Origin of the sequence: Candidatus Tisiphia endosymbiont of Hybos culiciformis, from assembly GCF_964030975.1 — a bacterium.
Lineage (GTDB): Bacteria > Pseudomonadota > Alphaproteobacteria > Rickettsiales > Rickettsiaceae > Tisiphia.
In genome coordinates this window covers 1,781,159-1,798,637 of sequence record NZ_CAXIQH010000001.1, presented here as the reverse complement: position 1 = coordinate 1,798,637, position 17,479 = coordinate 1,781,159, and the positions used below count along the sequence as shown (strand labels likewise).

Genomic DNA, 17,479 nt, shown 5'->3' with positions numbered 1-17,479 from the left:
ATATTATAAGTTTAGTAAAATGTAAGTTTAACACCAACTGCTAATTGGCGAATTATTTGTTAAAAAACAAATAATTAAAGTAACATGCTATTCTCTTCAAAAATCCTACTTTGTCAATTGATTCTTTAGCAAGAATAGCTACTTCTTGAGCATCATTATTAACAGTTACGCTTACTTTACCGACAACATCACCAGATTTTAAAGGAGCGGAAAGAGTTGACGGTATTGATATTTTTATATCAACTCTTTCTTGGTTAGAACGTGGTACAACCATTGACAACTCTTCTGCTGCTACAAGTTGTACTTTATCCTTTACACCGAGCCATACCTGAGCCTCTTCTATCATATCGCCTTTAGCATAAAACTTTTTGTGAATAAAATTTTGCTTAATCCAATCTAATAGCATTAGAGATTCATCAGCTCGCTTTTTCATAGAACTAAGACCGTTAACAACCATAATATAGCGACGCCCATCATCTATACATGATACTACCATACCATAACCCGCATTATCAGTAAAACCTGTTTTAATCCCATCACACCCAATATCTTTATATAATAAAAGATTACGGTTTCCTTGAGTAATAGGCTGACCTTTTTGATCTTTACCAAAAGTAAAATATTTTTTACTATAAATATGATAAAATTCCGGGTGATTTTTAATAAGAGCCCTGCTAAGTATCGCAAGATCATAGGCGGTACTATAGTGATTCTCTGCTGGCCAACCACTGGCATTAACAAAATGAGTGTCTTTCAAACCTATTTTCTGTGCTTGTAAGTTCATAGCATCGGCAAAATTTTCTTCCGTTCCATACAACCCTTCAGCCGCTACAACACAAGCATCATTTCCTGATTGAACAATAATACCATTCAGAATATCTTCAAGACGTACCATTTCACCCAAAGGCATGAAAGACTTCGATCCTCCCATACGCCAAGCTTTCTCACTTACAATAAAATGAGAATCAAAAGACACCTCGCCCTTCTGAATTTTCTCTTCGATAATATAAGATGTCATTATTTTAGTCATCGACGAGGGAATCATACGTTCATAAGCATCCTTTGCCAGTAACACTTTACCTGTAACATAATCTATGACTATTGCTTGCTTTGCTTCAAGTGTTATTGCATTAGTATCAGGATGGCGAATAATATTACAATTGTCTTCGGTACTCGATGTCACTGTTTTAATATGAGACTCTGCCTTGACAGTAACAATAGGTGATATTAAGAAACAAATTAATATCAAATATAGTGTAAATATCGAAATTCTATAAATCTTGTTCATGCAATGCCATAGTTGTAAATTTTGTTTCTATATCATAATATTTATTTACAGCACATGAAAGGGTAAAACTTATATTTGATAATATATTTATTTATACTATAAAATCATTGATTATACCATAAAGGTGGTTTTCTATTAAACCATTTAGGTGGTAATTTATCATGGTGCCATTTTGCATTGAGATATTTTTTATAAGCTTCACAAGGATCACTAATATGCTTAAAATCTACCCGCATGCTCTCTGATTTAGTACAATTAGCAAATGGAGTTATGGCACCATCTGGAATATCAGTTCTGCGTTCTAACAAATACGGTAATAACTTTGTGGAAGCATGTTTTTTGTTATAACGAAAACTATACTCTTCACATAATGCTACAAAATGCTGGAGTAACCAATCCCAATTGCCAATATTCAGTGCAGCCCAAATAGTACATGGGTGTTTCATGTGAGTTGGTTTGTAGATATTATCATAAGTAACGCCACTATTAATGAATATTGCAGTACTTAATAATTGTGCCGTCTCTAAGATCATTTTAACCACACGTTTATTATCCAAAACTTGGGCAGATATTACAGGGCAGTTATTAGTAACAAAAATGTTCATAAATTTTATCGATAAAATAAATAATAATAAATATGTTTATATCACCTACTTATGGTATAAATATCAATCATTTTCAATATATAATACTGTGACATACTGACCTAATAATGGTGACTCAAATGGTACATCATAAATATGCTTATCTGTTCCTAACAATGGTTCTGCTGAATTCTCAGTGCCAGTTATATCAATAAGAGATCTTGTTGGCAAGAATGTTGTTGTCTTTAGATTAGGTGAGCCAATATCTTTCTTTGTTATATGTGCCTTTTTGGGTTGTTCAGGTATTTCGTAAATAGGTTCATCATGAGCGACTGAACCGTTGCCACTCTTAATTTTTTTTATAGCATATATTGTAGCTGCTATTAGTGTCATTGCTGCTGTTACTGTTCCAACTATATAGCACTTAACATATAGGTTCATACATTATTTTAAACGTTCTACAACTTGCCTCAAATACAGAAATACCTTTATCTAATAATTTTCTAATGTTATTTTTTATCGGAAACCAATGATGTTCAATAGGATTTAAATCAGGGGAATAAGGTGGTAAAAATTTTAGTTTGCAGCCAGCTTTTTCAATTAATTCTTTAGCCCTTTTGGATTTATGAAAGCTTGCATTATCAGCAATGACAACCTGTCCAGGCTTTAGCTCCGGCACAAGGCAATTTTCTATATAAGCTTCAAATACCTTACTATCACAGCTCCCAGTAAAGACTAGTGATGCGATTAAACTATTCTGATTTAACGCACCAATAAAACTTGTTCTTTCACTACGTTTTCCCGATTTACTCCCATTACAACGACTTCCTTTCATTGACCATCCATATTCATATGATTCATTATCATTTATGCCCGCTTCATCAAGATAAACACGTTTCTCTTTCGGCACTTTTTCTAATTCACTGAGAAAATCTTGTCGCTTTCCTTCATCTCTTTCTTTATACGCATATGTCTTTTTTTTCGAGTAATGTTGAGTTTCTTTAAAGCTCGGCTGATAGTCATTATACTTGCAACATTATCTAATTCTTTTGCTATTTCTGTAAGCGTTAACGAGTTACCTTTTTCTACTAAATGACGCAACTCCGATAAATCAGGGATTTTATGACCATATCCTTTCTGGTATCCCTCCTTTGACTTTATATCTCCAGTTTGTTTCTTTAATCTAATCCAATCATAGATTATTGACCGACTAATTTTAAAGGTTTCGCATGTAAGTGCTACTTTCTTATATTTCTCATAATGTTCTATAACTCTAGAACGTAAATCGTAACTGTAGGGGGATGCCATATTGCGTATACTTGCAGCAAAACTGCATAACTCTATTAAATTTTTTTGGTAGTATGAATTTATTTTATAAATTTGGGTTCCTACTATGCAAATATCACCGATTAGTAAAAAAACTGGTTGAAAAACTATCAGTTATACTATAACATTTCAATTATTAAACGTAATGAATGAATCAAAATGAAAAAGCCAAAAGTAGCGACCTTAAGTGCTGAGGAACGAGAAGAACTAATACAACATATTAAGGCAAGTTCATTAACAGGAGATGATCAGCAAGCGGTGATAGAACTTGTGAAATTTTGTAACGAACTAATAGACAAGCTAGCATCATCAAACATCAGTATAAATAAGCTTAAGGAGATGATGATTGGTTTTAAGGCAGATAACAAAAAAAAGATAGTTCAGATTCATTAAAAGAACCACCGAGTGAATCTGATAATAAGAATGGTGGTAATGAAGAAGAGTACGATGAGTCCAAGAAGAGAGATCGCAGTAATTGGCAAGGTAAATATGGATTTGATGATTATCAGGATGCGAATACCAGCTATTTATCTCCTGAGAATTTTTGTAGTGGTGATAGCTGTCCTCACTGTGATAATGGTAAACTCTATAATAGTGAAGCTAGAAAATTGCTACAATTTACAGGTAATGCTCCAATTACAGTCAACAGATATGTAAAGAAAACGTTACGCTGTAATGCTTGCGATTATACAGTTATGAACAATAAGAATATCAACAAATGGACAAATAGTAGCAAAAGTGCAATAGTGTTACAAAAGACCTACGGTACTCCCTTCTATCGTTTATCTAGGTTGCAAAGTTTAAGCGGGGTTCCTGTATCATATAGCTCGTTGTGGCAACAATATTTAGATGTTTGGCAAGAAGGTGGTGGAGCTGAAATTTACAGGGTATTATTGGAAATGGCTGCCGAATGTAGCTCACTGAATCTTGATGATACTAGAGCTAGAATTTTAGAAATTACTGTAGCCAATAAAAAATTACGTACTCAAAATAAGAAAGGACGCAGCTGTTATACCACTACTATATGTGCTAAGACTGCCAATAATGAGGTGATAGTTTTATATTTTACCGGTAATAAGCATGGCGGGGAAAATATTGGTAACGTACTAAAGAATCGTAAGAATAGGACTGATTCTATTCATTTAATGACTGATGCAAGTAACAATAATAACCCGGTATTATCAGAAGCAGATAAAGAATTACTGGCAATAATAGTGATGATCAATTGTTTGTCACATGGGCAGAGAAAATTTACAGAGAATGAACCATATTACCCTGAAGAATGCGGATATTTTCTCAAACAGACTGCTGGGATTTACCATAATGAACATCAATGTAAAGAGATGAGCCTTGAGGAGAAGCTGAAGTACCATCAGGAACATAGCAGTAAATATATAGAAAATATATATAACAAAATAGATGAATTATTTAACGACAAGAAAGTTGAGCCTAATAGTAGGTTTGGGCAAGCTATGAAATATTGGTTAAATAATAAAGAAGGTTTGACGCAATTTTTGAAAATTCCAGTTAGCAGTCTTGATAATAATTGGGCTGAGAGGTCACTACGTACCATTATTTTACAAAGGAAGAATTCATTATTCTTTAAAACAATCAATAGTGCTGAGATACATAGTGGTCTGTATAGTATAGTAAAGACTTGTAGTGAGAATGAAATCAATGCATTTAAATATTTAAATTGGCTGCAAGAGCAGAGCAACAAAGCAAAGAAGCATCCTACGAATTATACGCCTTTTGCCTATGCAAGATATATAAATAATACGGAATTAATCGAGACGGCAGCTTAAATGACAGGAAGCCAATCATTAGAGAGTTTGGCAGAACTAGGATCACCATTATGAATAAGAATGTGTAAGGTTCTATAACAAATCTGATAAGATGAATTATCAGATGGGGAAAGTTTTGCCGTAAATTTACCTTTGGATAGGCGTTTAGAGCATAACCAAAAGCCTTGACCATCAAAGGACAAAATTTTAATGGCAGTTCTGTTTTTATTATAGAATAAAAACAAGGAACCATTAAGAGGGTTGGAAGAAAGTTTTTGTCTGCAAACAGCTATTAAACCATCGATACCCTTACGAAAGTCGATGGCAATAGTGGCAACAAAAATAACTGACTGAGGGGTTAGTTGCAGCATAGAAATGTCTGAATTATGATTTTTGGATCCAATGTTTGGATAATAAGCTTGGTACCATTTGGTTTAATAATGTGGCAAGTGTAGTAATTTTGTTTGGGAGTAGCCACAGGATCAGTATCTATAGAATTTACTAGTTGAAATGGAAGGAAATTAATATCTTGTTGCAGTTTTGCTGCAAGTATACGTTCTATAACTCTAGAACGTAAATCGTAACTGTAGGGGGATGCCATATTGCTATTATAAAATTTTTTTATTATTTATCATTATAACTTATTTGAATCCATATGTTAAGTGCTATAACTAGTGGTATAGAATAGCTGGTTGATTGTTCGGTGTTATTATCTTCGGTGTGAGTAGATGGAGTAGTGCTTGTTATATTTGTACAACCGATAGGAATATGTTTATTAGTAACTTCGAGTTCTACAGTAGAGTTTTTAATTTGTTCTATTACCCAATTGCCCCAGTTGTCAATACATTCGAATTGTTGAATAGTGTTGTCATTTTTTACTATACTAACTGCAATATTCTGCTTACCCTGATGATTATCAGTTGTAACTGGCATTTTTCGACAATGATCTCTAATATAAGAATCCACTATATTCACCCCATTAAGTGTATTGCAATGAAATACTGCACATGGTGAGTCAGAAGAGTTGCATTTTATTAATAATATTTTATCTACATGATAAGGAGTTGTAGTAGGTTGCTCAGTTGTAGTGGGTTGTACACTATTAGTAGCATGACATTTCTTCATACTATTAATTAGACTTCCTGCATAAATAAGTTGCAGGAATAAAATAATTGATTTAAAAGTCTGTTGTTAGAAAAATTATGGTAATGGATAGTGTCAAAATACGATCAGAGCAAAAGGTTAGAGGAAGAGGAATTTAGAAGATTAACTGGAGTTAAGAAGGCAACCTTTAACCTGATGGTTAACATATTACAAGAATCGGAGAAGGTGCAGAAAATAAAGTCTGGTAAGCCTCACAAGTTGTGTGTGGAAGACAGACTTTTATTAACGCTTGAATATTTGCGTGAGTACCGAACTTATTTTCATATTGCAACTAGTTATGGAGTTCATGAGACAACAGCATTGCGTATCATAAGATGGGTTGAAAATGTTTTAGTAAAATCAAAAGACTTTGCTTTGCCAGGACGTAAAGCTCTTAGTAAAAGTGATATAGAGTATGAAGTTATTTTAGTTGATGTAGCCGAGTCTCCATGCGAACGCCCTAAAAAAAAGTCAGGAAGAAAAAGAGAGTAAAGAACCGCAAGAATAAGCAAAGATATTATTATTCTGGTAAGAAAAAAAGACATACATTAAAAACACAAATTGTGGTAGATAAAAAAAGTAAGAAGATTATATGTACAAATTTTGCCAATGGTAAAAAGCATGATTTTAAGTTGTTTAAAGAATCAAAAATTTTGATTCACCCTGAAGTTAGTCTTCTAGGAGATTCAGGTTATCAAGGTATGAAGAAGCTTCACAGTAATAGTTTTTTGCCTAAAAAGAAAAGTAAGAAGAAACCTTTAACAAACGAAGATAAAAAGAATAATCAAAATATTGCGTCACAAAGGGTTACTTGCGAACATATTATTGGACGAATAAAACGTTTTAAGATTATTGCCGATCGTTACAGAAATAGAAGAAAAAGATTTGCTTTAAGAGTAAATTTAATAGCAGGAATTTGTAATTTTGAAACTTAATAAATGGCTCTGTCCAGAAAAGTGTGTAAATTTCGAGATAGGTTATATATAAAAATATAACAAAAAAGGAAATTACATGAATAAAAAAACAAATGAATCAATAAAGCAAGCAGTAGATTTATTAATAGATAATGATACAGATGTAAGCACAATACTGAAAGAAGGAGGATTATTAAAAGAATTGACCAAACGCTTGATAGAGAAGGCATTGCAGTCAGAATTGAATAATCATCTAGGCTATGATAAATACAGTCGTGTAGATAATGATAATGCTCGTAATGGTATAACTAGCAAAAAACTGATCTCCGAACATGGAGCGGTTGAGATAGAAGTACCAAGAGATAGGCGTAGTACCTTTGAACCAGCAATACTACCGAAAAGACAAAAACGTTTTGATGGTTTTGATGATAAAGTCTTATCATTATATGCTAAAGGTATGAGTGTATCTGATATTAAGGTTCAATTACAAGAGTTGTATAGTGTTGAAATAAGTGAGAGTTTAATCAGTCAGATCACCGATGATGTAATGGATGATGTAAAAGCTTGGCAGAGTAGACCGTTAGAAGAGATATATCCGATAGTATTTTTTGATTGTTTAGTAGTAAAAGTTAGGCAAGACAAAAGGATAATTAACAAGGCAATATATGTTGCATTAGGGATTGATTTATCTGGTAGAAAAGATATATTGGGATTATGGATCAGTGAAAATGAAGGGGCAAAATTTTGGCTTGGTAATTTTACTGAAATGAAAAATAGAGGATTAAAGGATATACTGATTGCCTGTAGTGATAATCTTACTGGTATGTCTGAGGCGATAGAAGCAGTTTATCCAAAAACAGAACATCAATTATGTATTGTACATCAGATTAGAAATAGTTTAAAATACGTATCATATAAAGATAGGAAGCAGGTGGCTAGCGATTTAAAGCCGATATATACTGCAGCAACGGAAGAACAAGCACATTTAGCTTTAGTATATTTTGAAGAAAAATGGAATAAACAATATCCACAAATTGCCAAATCATGGTATAATCATTGGGATAATTTAATGATTTTTCTAGGATATCCAGAGGCAATTAGAAAGGTAATTTATACCACTAATTCAGTTGAATCTGTTAATAGTCAATTGCGTAAAGTAACAAATAATAAGCGTGTTTTCCCTAGTGATAGTGCTGTTTTTAAAAGCTTATATTTGACAATTGACTATATGACCAAAAAATGGACTATGCCTATTCCCAACTGGAATGAAGCTATGGCTCATTTGATGATTAAATTTGAAGATAGGCTTAACAAAATTTAATGACCTATTTTGGAAATTTACACACTTTTCTGGACAGAGCCTAATAAATATTTATGCAGGAAGTCTATTATATAACCTATCTCTTGTTGTGTTGAGTCATCACTCTCATTATCACTTATTTTCTTTTCCATTATACCTATTTGTTCTAAGAGCCATCCTCCCCAATGGATACCACAATCATATGTTGTAACAGAACTTTGCTGGATTACAGTAAGTGATGCTCCTGTCTTAGTATTATAGGATATTTTGTGGTCATCATAATAGACTATAATATCACTATCTGAAGGTATATGTTTTTGTTTATGAGGGAAGCAACCTTGAACTCTCTGATACATTGCAGTATGGTTATTAAACTTTTCCTCAGCCCACTTTACTATACCTGAATCACAAGATAATATTTCATATTTTGAACTTTTAGGATTGCATATAATAATAAAGGGTGTATCCTCTACTTTAGCTGCTAATGCAGGATCTGCATTATCACTTAGCCATTTTTTGAACTTTGAGACATCAAGGTGTGGTTTTAAGTGTGTATCTACACATTTCGGTTCTTGTTTATCTTTTTTCACACATCCTAGAAATTCTTTTGTTGCTCCTGGTGCAGTTTCTTCCCAATACTTTATTATAGCAGGTCCTAGTGTATATCGTCCAATAGAGTTCTCTAAAACTTGATCTGCATTATAGTTTTGTAATGCCTTGTTATTAAAATAAGAGCTAGCTGAATTAATCAAATCTTTAGAATTGTCATTATTACGTTGAACAAATGCTGCAATTCCTTCAGATAATAACGTTCTTATCCCTTGACCATTAGTATTATAATATTGAATGGCATGACCTACTTCATGTACCACGGTACTACCATCATACTTTTCTGCTTTTCCTATTACAGCTGTTATTTCACATCGTATAATATTTGGGTTTTCTTTATCTTGACCTTGTGGTATATACAGTCCATAAATGTTTCCACGAGGATTATCCCACTTGGTAAGAGTACATTTGTGTTCCATTTCAGATGGTATTATTCCAATTGTGTTGTCAAATGTTGTAATAGATTCACGAATACTGGCTTTAACCTTTAATATCTGATCATCAGTAAAGCCTTTGAGAGTGATACTCATTTTTGGATGGCTTGTCTGAAAATATGGAGTATTATCATCAGATATTTTGGCATCTACAGTCCTAAATAATTCTGGAACAAAATATTTCTCTATAGGTACTGCTCTAGATTCTAAATTTTCCGTGAAATACGGAGTATCTTTTTCTTGCTCAAGTAAATCAAAAGGCATTTTAGTCAGAAACGAGCCTAAAATATCGTTGTTACCGTAAGTTATGGACGTGGCATTTGTGTCTACTTCATTAGTATTTTTAGGGCTATAAGCACTGGTAATGCTATTCACTAGAGGAGAGAACCAGATAAGAAGATTAGTTAAATTCATGTAAAACCTTAAGTTTAGTGCGTTAATAATTAAAAAACCGTATTAAACGGTTTTTTAATTTCTACGGTAGTATATACTAAGTTTTTACTTTAGGCAAGCAGTTATTTAAGAATTTTTGAGTATATATGTAACATCTACTATATTTAAACAAAAAAGATGTCATTCCCGCGTAGGCGGGAATCTATAGTGAAACCTATTGAATTAGGTGATACAAACTTTGTGTCATACCTGCGAAAGCAGGTATCTAGATTCCCGCCGCAGCTAGGAATGACAACTTACAATCGTTATGTTCTTTATCACCTAATCCTATGAGCATAACTATAGCCCCCTCACAACTGTTAAAAATTAGAAGGTAGAAAGGGTTTAGAGGTCAACATGGCAGTTTAAAAGTTGCGGGAAAATAACTGGCATCATTGCGAGGAGGCGTGAGCCGACGAAGCAATCCATTTTTGGTTGTTTTTATGGATTGCTTCGTCGACCTACGGTCTTCTCGCAATGACGTTGACCACATACGACTTTTAAAGTACACTATCTAAAACCGCTTCCTCTTCTAACTTTCGACAGTTGTGCTAGACCCCCGCTTTCGCAGGGGTAACACTAAGTTGGGCGGGAATCTAAGATCCCTGCTTTCGCAGGGATGACATAAAAATAACGCAGATGGATTATACTAAGTGGGTTTAATCCCTTATTTACCCTGACCTGCAGGTCGAGTTTTAGGAGGAAGGGGGGGCGGGGCAGGTAGTTTAGTTTGTCCTACAACATTCTCAGGTTTGGGGATAGTTTGTCCAATAGCTTTTGCTTCTTCTTGCACATCTGTACGGATTTCTCCCTTTGGTGCATCAACAGCAGGTTTAGCCGATAAGTCAAGATTACCTGCATTATACTGGCTTTTAATGCTCTCTAATTCTTGGATAATTTTATTTTGTTTGGTTTCTTGAGCCGAGTCATCTACACCCCACTCACCGAAATCTTCATTAATAAATTTAATTAGCTCTTTTTTACTGTTAATATCTTTAGCTTCCGAAGATTCATTATGAAGTTTACTAATAAGAGTATCTCCATCGATCTTTACATTGTCAATAAACTTCACAATATCCTCTTTAATAAGCTTCATAAGATCAGCATGTTCATGTTCATCATCCTCATCCTCATCCTCATCTCGGATTGCTCTGGCTCTATTTTCTATCGCCTTCCTCAGCGAGTCAGCTATTGTCTCTCCTCCTTTATTTTCCTCATCCTTTGCTTTCTTTGGGTCTATGGCCTTTACTGACCTTAGTTTAAACTCACCCTTACTAATTTCATCAAATAGAGTATTCTCTGCATTTGGTGGTTGTTTTTCCTTAGGTGCGGCTACTCCTGCAGTAATTTCATCTAATAGCTGCCCACGATTCTCTTGCCCTTCCATTAGTTCTGCTGCTGGGTTCTGAGCTTGACCAGGTGGCGGTGGCGGTGGCGGAGCTGGCGGTACATTAAATCCTCCCGGTAATGGCGGCGGCGGAGGCGGCGGAGGCGGCGGAGGCGGCGGTGCTATATTAATATCTGCTGTAGGTGGCAATGGTGGTGCTACTACTTGCCCCTCTTGATGAGCACCTTGTTGTAAACCTGGTACCATAAATGGTGGAGGTGGAGGGGGTGGTGCTGGAGGAATTACCGATGCAACATTTGGTTGCTCAGTAGGAGGAATTGCCACTGCAACATCTGGTTGCTGAGTAGGTGCAAGCGGAGCTTGACGTTTTACCGATGATGACATAGATGCTCTTCTAACATTTTCCTCTGGTTGTGGGGCATTTATATCAGGCAACGACGCAGTCTGTGTTGGTGGAGGTGGAGCTTGACGTGTCGGCTGTGTTCGTATAGAGCCTGCCATTATTTGCTGGGTACCAGGCAGCGGCGGTGCTGGAGGTATTGATGCTGTAGCCTCTTGTTGCTGCTGAGCAGCTTGGTTCGGTAACGACGCATTAGCCAGTGGAGGCACTGGAGGTGCTGGACGTAAATTAGGCATTGATGAGTGGATGGCTTGAGATTGAGCCGGCTCTTGACCAATCATAGTAAGTAATGGTTCTGAAGCAGAAATTGCTTTGGAAAAAGTCAAATCAATTTTACTGCTTAAAGCGTTTACTGCTTCTAATTGGTCTTCTGATATCTTCCTTCCTTTTAAACTCTCTAATTCTTTATGTAACTTATTTTTTCTAGCTAAAGCTGAACTTTCTATGTTCTTACCAGTGAATTTTAAAGCATTATCAACATTTTTTAAGGTTGCATTGTTTTTGGCTACGGTGTCTTTTAAAATTTCTTCCGGAGTACTTACGAAAACATGCTTGATTTTCGCCACAACTTGTTTAAGGCTTTCTAGCCAAGTTAATGGTAATTCTTGTCGCAATTCTGCTAATTCTTTTTTTATAGCAAGTAGTCCCTTAACCTTATCATTAGCATCTACCAGTTTGGTTATGTCTTTTTGTATTTGTGTTAGTTGGGTTCTTTCTTGCATTAATGCTACAGCTTCATTAGCATTATAAACTTTTGGTACAATCTCCCTAAATGTGTCTTGGGATACAGCCAAACTGTTCAGGTATTCTTGTAATTTTGCTGCTCTTATAAGTTGTTCGCTTGTTAGCTCTTTTTCAATAATCTTATCTAACCCTACTTGTAATTCTTTATCGATGACTACTTGTAAAGATGAAGATTTTTCTCCTATTCTTTTTAATGTACTGTCAACATATGTGAGTACCTCTCTGTTTATTTCCCTCTTCTCTGCAGCAATTTGTTCATCATTTTTTATAAAAAGATATTTTACTTGTGGAATAATTTGTACAAGCCTTTTAAACCAAGGTAAAGAGGGGGCTTCTTTCTTTAGCTTGTCCACTTCCTCTTTTAGCTGTCTACTATTATCTAGTCGTTGATTAGCCTCTAGGAGCCCTCCTATAGCATCCTGCATCTTTGTTAATGCAGTTGTTTCACTTAATAATACAGTGTCTATGTTTTTTTGATCTTGTTGTTGATCTTTTGACATACGATAACCTCTTAATAACTTTAGTATGAGCATCTATAGTAACCAATTGACGAATACCTTGTCAAATTAATACTTGAATTTTTTTGCATTTAGTACTATCATCACTCCATATTATTAAAAGCTCTTGGGAGAAAAAGATGAGTGAACTATTAGAACTTGCAGCGGAAATGCGGGAGAAATTTGGGACAGGAGCCGCAAGAGACCTACGCAGAAAGGGTATGGTTCCAGCTGTGGTTTATGGAGCAAATAAAGAACCACTTTCCGTCTCTATTGAAGAAAAAGAAATAACTAAGCATTATAGAAAACCTGGCTTTATATCAACAATTGTTCAAATTAAAGTGGGTAGTAAAACGCATAAAGTGTTACCAAAAGCTGTAGAATTGCATCCTATTACGGACATAGTTAGGCATGTTGACTTTGTCCATTTAGAGGAAAAAACCCAAAGAATGGAAGTGCCAATAGTCTATGAAGGTAAAGAAAGAGCTTTGGGAGTTAAAAGGGGTGGGTTCTTTAATATTATAAAAAGAACTATAACTCTTTTATGTGATGTCAATAATATACCTAGAAATATTAATATTGATGTTACTAATATGCTAATAGGTCAGTCTTTAAAAGCTAAAGGCATTAAATTACCTGAGGGAGTTCAGCTGGCTAGTAAAAGCGATTTTATTATTGCTACTATCATTGGTCGTAAGGGTAGCAAGGCAGAAAATGAAGAAACTGCAACTGAAGAAGTGAAAGCAAAATAATTATAGCTAACCCGGCTAACATTCGTCATTTGCGAGGAGGCGTGAGCCTACGAAGCAATCCATTTCTGATCACTTTTTTGGATTGCTTCGTCGCTGTTTAGCAGCTCCTCGCAATGACGTTGACACCCTTGTTGACAAAACATTTGTGGGAAATGACAAAAGGTCGTGAGAATGACATTATCAAAGACGTGTGAATATCCCTCAATTATTGGTGGAACCAATTCTTCAAATCAAAAGAATATACTTGTTGTAGGTTTGGGAAATCCAGGCAAGGAATACCAAAATACTCGCCATAATGTTGGCTTCATAGCTATCGATTATTTATCAGAATATTATAAAATTTCTTGGAATACAAAATCCAAATTTCAGGCCGAACTAGCTCAAGGGATAATAGACGGACATAAGTTACTATTAGCAAAGCCTTTGACTTATATGAACCTTTCTGGAAAGGCAGTACAAGCAATATGTTCTTACTATAATATCAAGCCAGCAAATATTTTTGTTTTACATGATGATATAGATTTAGAAACTGGTCGGATAAAATATAAATTGGCTGGTGGTAGTGGTGGGCATAATGGTCTAAAATCATTGGATCAGTGCGTAGGAAATGATTATCACCGTATCAGAATTGGGGTAGGACGACCAGTGGCTAATGGTGATGTATCTGATTACGTCTTAGCTGCTTTTGCTAAAGAACAATATCAAATTGTTCTCAGTTCTATTGAAGTAATAACCAATAATTTCCATTTATTGCTTTCAGGTACGGTGGAAGAATTTAAAAAGAGTATAGTTTAAAATTATGGAGAAACAATTAGATATAGAAATAGTCTATGCCGATAATAGCATAGATGCCCAATATATGAAGATAATGGAGGATGGTTTAAATGAGCAGGCTAAAGTCAAGAAGGGACTTGATGCTATAAAATCATTTTCCTTTGCGTGTTTTGATAATGATAAAAACTTTGTTGCCGGTGTAGATGGCAAGAGTTTTTATGGTTGTTTGTATATTGACATGTTATGGATTTCTGAGAATTTCCGTGGTCAGAATTATGGCACTTTACTGATGGCAAAGGCGGAAGATGTAGCACGAAAACGTAATTGTAAATTTATGACCGTGATTACTACTGATTGGCAAGCCAGGCCATTTTATGAAAAATTAGGTTTTAAACTAGAGTTTGTAAGAAGTGGCTATGATAAAGATTCGGAAGTATATTATTTAAGGAAAGATTTATGACATTAAGATGTGGTATTGTTGGTTTGCCAAATGTAGGAAAATCAACTCTATTTAATGCTTTAACTTCCAGTATTGCAGCAGAAGCGGCTAATTATCCTTTCTGCACTATAGAACCAAATTCTGCTATAGTATCGGTACCAGATGTTAGGCTAAATGAGTTGGCAGCTATTGCTAATTCTACTAAAATTATCCCTACTTATATAGAAGTTGTCGATATTGCCGGTTTGGTAAAAGGGGCAAGTAAAGGTGAAGGGCTTGGTAATAAGTTTTTATCTCACATACGAGAGGTCGATGCTATTTTGCACGTACTACGTTGTTTTGAGGATATAGATATTACTCATGTGCATAATAAGATTGATCCAATATATGATGCTGAAATAATAGACACAGAATTAATTTTAGCAGATCTTGAATCGGTAGAAAAACGCTTAACAAATGCTGAGAAACGTTTGAAAACAGGCGATAAAGCCTTAAAAGATCAAGTAGAATTATTAAAAGAAATTCAAGCGACTCTAGCGATAGGTAAACCAGTACGTAGCATAAAAAATTATAGCAAAGAGGCGTTAGATCAATTACAATTATTGACTTCTAAGCCGGTTTTATATGCTTGTAATGTCTTGGAAAATGATGCAATTACTGGCAATAAACTTACTGAGCTTGTAGCAAAAAAAGCTGAAGAAGAAGGGGCAAAACATGTTCTCATTTCATCAAAAATTGAAGCGGATATTGCAGTTTTGGAAAGTAAAGAAGAAAAAATTGAGTTCTTAAATAGTATAGGGCTTGTGGAAACAGGTCTGAGTAAAATTATAAAAGAAATGTATAATTTATTAGAACTAAAAAGTTTTTTTACTGTTGGTCCAAAAGAAACACATGCCTGGACTTTTAGTAATGGTACGCTGGCTCCTAAAGCAGCTGGTATTATTCATACTGATTTTGAGAAAGGTTTTATCCGGGCTGAAGTTATTAGCTATCAGGATTATATAAAGTTTAATGGGGAAGTAAAAGCTAAAGAAATGGGTAAAATGCGTTTAGAGGGAAAGGAATATAAAATGCAGGATGGGGATGTAGTGCATTTTAGGTTTAATGTTTAAAAAAGGGTAGTTAATTGAGGAAATTATATCATTATCCTATTTGTCCATTATCGCGTCAGGTTCGAGTGTTGTTGAAAGAGATAGATGTTCAATTTACTATGATTAAAGAGGATTATTGGCAGAGGAATCAGGAATTTTTGTCTTTAAATCAGGCGGGTACTTTACCGGTCTTACAAGAGGCATCCAATTTAATTATAGCAGGAATCTATCCGATCACTGAGTATTTTCATGAAAAATATCCAAATTTTAATTTTATGGACGAAGATTTTGATATTAGATGCGAAATCCGTCGATTACTCAGTTGGTTTAATGAAAAATTTTACCGCGAAGTAACAAAAATTATTATCGATGAAAAAATAGTAAGATCATCCTGCCAATTAGGTGGTCCTAGAACCGATTTTCTTAGAGCAGCAAAGACTAATCTATCGCATCATTTAACCTATATGTCTAGTTTATTGGAACTACGTAGCTTTATTGCATCAAATTCCTTAAGTTGTGCAGATATAGCTGCCGCCTGTCATATATCAGTTCTAGATTATTTCGGTGAAATTAACTGGGACAAATGGTCACCTATTCGTCATTGGTATGCAATCATCAAATCTCGACCTAGCTTTCGTTCCCTATTACACGATAAAATACCAGGTTTTACTCCACCCACATGCTATGCAGATTTAGATTTTTAATGATTGAGATAAGGGAAATTTTCTGCTAGAATTTTCACTGAAGGTTTTAACTAAATATAGAGAAGATTATGGGTAAGCAGATAAATGAGGACGACATGAAGGCTCCGGGGGAAACGAAGAAGTCCCCAGAACCTTTGCCAAGGGTTGATACAGATTTGGATATAGCTTTAAGTAAAATTGCAGAGTGTTTAAAAGCAGCAGAGGAAGAGCTGAAGAAAATTACACCATTAAAAGGAGTGGCCAAACTGCAAGGTGAAAAAGCACAATCTCTCTTACAAGGTTTTAAAGATGGGTTTGACAAAGCAAGAAAAGAGGTAAAAGAATATACTGACACTGTACCTGGTAGCCCCATAAGAGATTTTGCTGACCAAAGAAGTGCTGAACAATATGAGAAAAGTCCCATTGGGCGGCTAGAGAAATTTGCTAAGGATCAACTGAAGAAAGTTGAGAAAATATTTGAGGAGCCTGTCAATGCTATCAAAAATAATAAAATTTTAAATGCAGTGGCGGATGTAATAAAATGTTCATGTAAGGCAGTTAGTACTATAGTTAAAAGTACTTTAAACAATGCTATAGCCGTGGGAAAAGTTGCAGAGAGTGTTGTTAATCTAGGATCTACAATAAAAAATGCTGCTATGGGTAAAGGGACGCAACAATCAATGACTAAATAACTACCTAGCACCAGGGCAGTTTAAAAGTCGCAACTAATGATATAAAATACTAGATTATAGAAACGAATAACCGTCATCGCGAGCCACGAAGTGGCGTGGCGATCCAAATAAACAGCTTGTTGTTGTATTTTTGTCGTTGCAATTTTTTGGATTGCCGTGTCGTAGCGAAGCGGCTCCTCGCAATGACGTTTATGCATTTCTTAAAACAGATTCTTATATCATTAGTTGCGACTTTTAAACTGCCC

Annotated in this window: 22 protein-coding genes; 12 read left to right on the top strand and 10 right to left on the bottom strand. The window is 34.9% G+C overall.

The genetic code is table 11. The features are described 5' to 3' along the window. Nucleotides 1–52: 52 nt before the first annotated feature. The 4 genes from ACQH2P_RS09735 to ACQH2P_RS09720 all read right to left on the bottom strand — a co-directional run bounded on the left by ACQH2P_RS09735 (nt 53) and on the right by ACQH2P_RS09720 (nt 3,180). On the bottom strand, nt 53–1,183 hold the full coding sequence (locus ACQH2P_RS09735; RefSeq protein WP_425363957.1) for a D-alanyl-D-alanine carboxypeptidase family protein: 1,131 nt from the start codon (nt 1,181–1,183) through the stop codon (nt 53–55). A 209-nt stretch (nt 1,184–1,392) separates the two neighbouring features. Next, nucleotides 1,393–1,893, bottom strand: coding sequence for a pyrimidine dimer DNA glycosylase/endonuclease V (locus ACQH2P_RS09730; protein WP_425363956.1), 501 nt, complete (start codon nt 1,891–1,893; stop codon nt 1,393–1,395). Nucleotides 1,894–1,956: 63 nt separating this feature from the next. Next, nucleotides 1,957–2,313 carry a hypothetical protein gene (locus ACQH2P_RS09725; protein ID WP_425363955.1) on the bottom strand — a complete coding sequence of 119 codons (357 nt, stop codon included), beginning with the start codon at nt 2,311–2,313 and terminating at the stop codon, nt 1,957–1,959. Next, nucleotides 2,297–3,180 (bottom strand): IS630 family transposase gene (locus ACQH2P_RS09720; RefSeq protein WP_425363003.1). Its coding sequence is split into 2 segments (ribosomal slippage): nt 2,297–2,857 and nt 2,860–3,180, totalling 882 coding nucleotides; the frame shifts between segments, so codons are not numbered across the junction. Before ACQH2P_RS09720 ends, ACQH2P_RS09725 begins: the two co-directional genes overlap by 17 nt. 177 nt (nt 3,181–3,357) lie before the next feature. Between ACQH2P_RS09720 and ACQH2P_RS09715 the strand changes: the two genes are divergently transcribed. From ACQH2P_RS09715 to ACQH2P_RS09705, 3 genes are read left to right on the top strand one after another with little or no spacing between them, the layout of a single operon-like run. After that, nucleotides 3,358–3,591: a hypothetical protein gene (locus tag ACQH2P_RS09715; RefSeq protein ID WP_425362589.1), complete on the top strand. Its 234-nt coding sequence runs from the start codon at nt 3,358–3,360 to the stop codon at nt 3,589–3,591. Nucleotides 3,592–3,621: 30 nt separating this feature from the next. Continuing rightward, nucleotides 3,622–3,855 (top strand): hypothetical protein, encoded by a 234-nt coding sequence (locus ACQH2P_RS09710; RefSeq protein ID WP_425362621.1) that lies wholly within the window; start codon nt 3,622–3,624, stop codon nt 3,853–3,855. A 38-nt stretch (nt 3,856–3,893) separates the two neighbouring features. Continuing rightward, complete coding sequence (locus ACQH2P_RS09705) at nt 3,894–5,003, top strand: IS66 family transposase (RefSeq protein WP_425362755.1); 1,110 nt, start codon at nt 3,894–3,896, stop codon at nt 5,001–5,003. Here the strand turns inward: ACQH2P_RS09705 and tnpB are convergent. The 3 genes from tnpB to ACQH2P_RS09690 are packed head-to-tail and all read right to left on the bottom strand — an operon-like array spanning nt 5,000 to nt 6,107. Continuing rightward, nucleotides 5,000–5,353, bottom strand: coding sequence for an IS66 family insertion sequence element accessory protein TnpB (tnpB, locus tag ACQH2P_RS09700; RefSeq protein ID WP_425362591.1), 354 nt, complete (start codon nt 5,351–5,353; stop codon nt 5,000–5,002). The genes ACQH2P_RS09705 and tnpB overlap by 4 nt on opposite strands. Continuing rightward, nucleotides 5,341–5,583 (bottom strand): hypothetical protein, encoded by a 243-nt coding sequence (locus tag ACQH2P_RS09695; RefSeq protein ID WP_425363954.1) that lies wholly within the window; start codon nt 5,581–5,583, stop codon nt 5,341–5,343. Before ACQH2P_RS09695 ends, tnpB begins: the two co-directional genes overlap by 13 nt. A 23-nt stretch (nt 5,584–5,606) precedes the next feature. Further along, nucleotides 5,607–6,107: a hypothetical protein gene (locus ACQH2P_RS09690; protein ID WP_425363953.1), complete on the bottom strand. Its 501-nt coding sequence runs from the start codon at nt 6,105–6,107 to the stop codon at nt 5,607–5,609. Nucleotides 6,108–6,197: 90 nt separating this feature from the next. Here ACQH2P_RS09690 and ACQH2P_RS09685 point away from each other — a divergent pair. Then, a protein-coding gene (locus ACQH2P_RS09685) for an IS5 family transposase (protein ID WP_425363952.1) occupies nt 6,198–7,060 on the top strand; the annotation gives its coding sequence in 2 pieces (ribosomal slippage) (nt 6,198–6,594 and nt 6,594–7,060; 864 coding nt in all). Nucleotides 7,061–7,136: 76 nt separating this feature from the next. After that, complete coding sequence (locus ACQH2P_RS09680) at nt 7,137–8,360, top strand: IS256 family transposase (protein ID WP_425362497.1); 1,224 nt, start codon at nt 7,137–7,139, stop codon at nt 8,358–8,360. Nucleotides 8,361–8,377: 17 nt separating this feature from the next. Here the strand turns inward: ACQH2P_RS09680 and ACQH2P_RS09675 are convergent, their stop codons facing one another. Continuing rightward, complete coding sequence (locus tag ACQH2P_RS09675; protein ID WP_425363951.1) at nt 8,378–9,796, bottom strand: hypothetical protein; 1,419 nt, start codon at nt 9,794–9,796, stop codon at nt 8,378–8,380. Nucleotides 9,797–9,952: 156 nt separating this feature from the next. Here ACQH2P_RS09675 and ACQH2P_RS09670 point away from each other — a divergent pair, with 156 nt between their 5' ends. Then, a complete protein-coding gene (locus ACQH2P_RS09670; protein WP_425363950.1) occupies nt 9,953–10,108 on the top strand; it encodes a hypothetical protein in 156 nt (51 codons plus the stop codon). A 58-nt stretch (nt 10,109–10,166) separates the two neighbouring features. On the opposite strand, the gene ACQH2P_RS09665 is transcribed toward ACQH2P_RS09670, so the two are convergent. Beyond that, nucleotides 10,167–10,307 carry a hypothetical protein gene (locus tag ACQH2P_RS09665; RefSeq protein WP_425363949.1) on the bottom strand — a complete coding sequence of 47 codons (141 nt, stop codon included), beginning with the start codon at nt 10,305–10,307 and terminating at the stop codon, nt 10,167–10,169. 174 nt (nt 10,308–10,481) lie between these two features. Continuing rightward, the gene (locus ACQH2P_RS09660; RefSeq protein WP_425363948.1) at nt 10,482–12,839 is read right to left on the bottom strand and encodes a hypothetical protein; all 2,358 of its coding nucleotides are present in this window, start codon (nt 12,837–12,839) and stop codon (nt 10,482–10,484) included. A 104-nt stretch (nt 12,840–12,943) separates the two neighbouring features. Between ACQH2P_RS09660 and ACQH2P_RS09655 the strand changes: the two genes are divergently transcribed. The 6 genes from ACQH2P_RS09655 (at nt 12,944) to ACQH2P_RS09630 (ending at nt 17,234) form a co-directional block, all read left to right on the top strand. Next, the gene (locus ACQH2P_RS09655) at nt 12,944–13,555 is read left to right on the top strand and encodes a 50S ribosomal protein L25/general stress protein Ctc (protein ID WP_425363947.1); all 612 of its coding nucleotides are present in this window, start codon (nt 12,944–12,946) and stop codon (nt 13,553–13,555) included. A gap of 171 nt (nt 13,556–13,726) precedes the next feature. Further along, nucleotides 13,727–14,350, top strand: a complete 624-nt coding sequence (gene pth, locus ACQH2P_RS09650) for an aminoacyl-tRNA hydrolase (protein WP_425363946.1) — start codon at nt 13,727–13,729, stop codon at nt 14,348–14,350. A 4-nt stretch (nt 14,351–14,354) separates the two neighbouring features. Beyond that, the gene (locus ACQH2P_RS09645) at nt 14,355–14,789 is read left to right on the top strand and encodes a GNAT family N-acetyltransferase (RefSeq protein WP_425363945.1); all 435 of its coding nucleotides are present in this window, start codon (nt 14,355–14,357) and stop codon (nt 14,787–14,789) included. Beyond that, entirely contained in the window at nt 14,786–15,880 is a 1,095-nt protein-coding gene (ychF, locus tag ACQH2P_RS09640; protein ID WP_425363944.1) for a redox-regulated ATPase YchF, read from the top strand. The genes ACQH2P_RS09645 and ychF overlap by 4 nt, the downstream gene beginning before the upstream one ends. A gap of 14 nt (nt 15,881–15,894) precedes the next feature. Further along, complete coding sequence (locus ACQH2P_RS09635) at nt 15,895–16,563, top strand: glutathione S-transferase family protein (protein ID WP_425363943.1); 669 nt, start codon at nt 15,895–15,897, stop codon at nt 16,561–16,563. A 68-nt stretch (nt 16,564–16,631) separates the two neighbouring features. Further along, on the top strand, nt 16,632–17,234 hold the full coding sequence (locus ACQH2P_RS09630) for a hypothetical protein (RefSeq protein ID WP_425363942.1): 603 nt from the start codon (nt 16,632–16,634) through the stop codon (nt 17,232–17,234). The last annotated feature ends 245 nt before the right edge of the window (nt 17,235–17,479 follow it).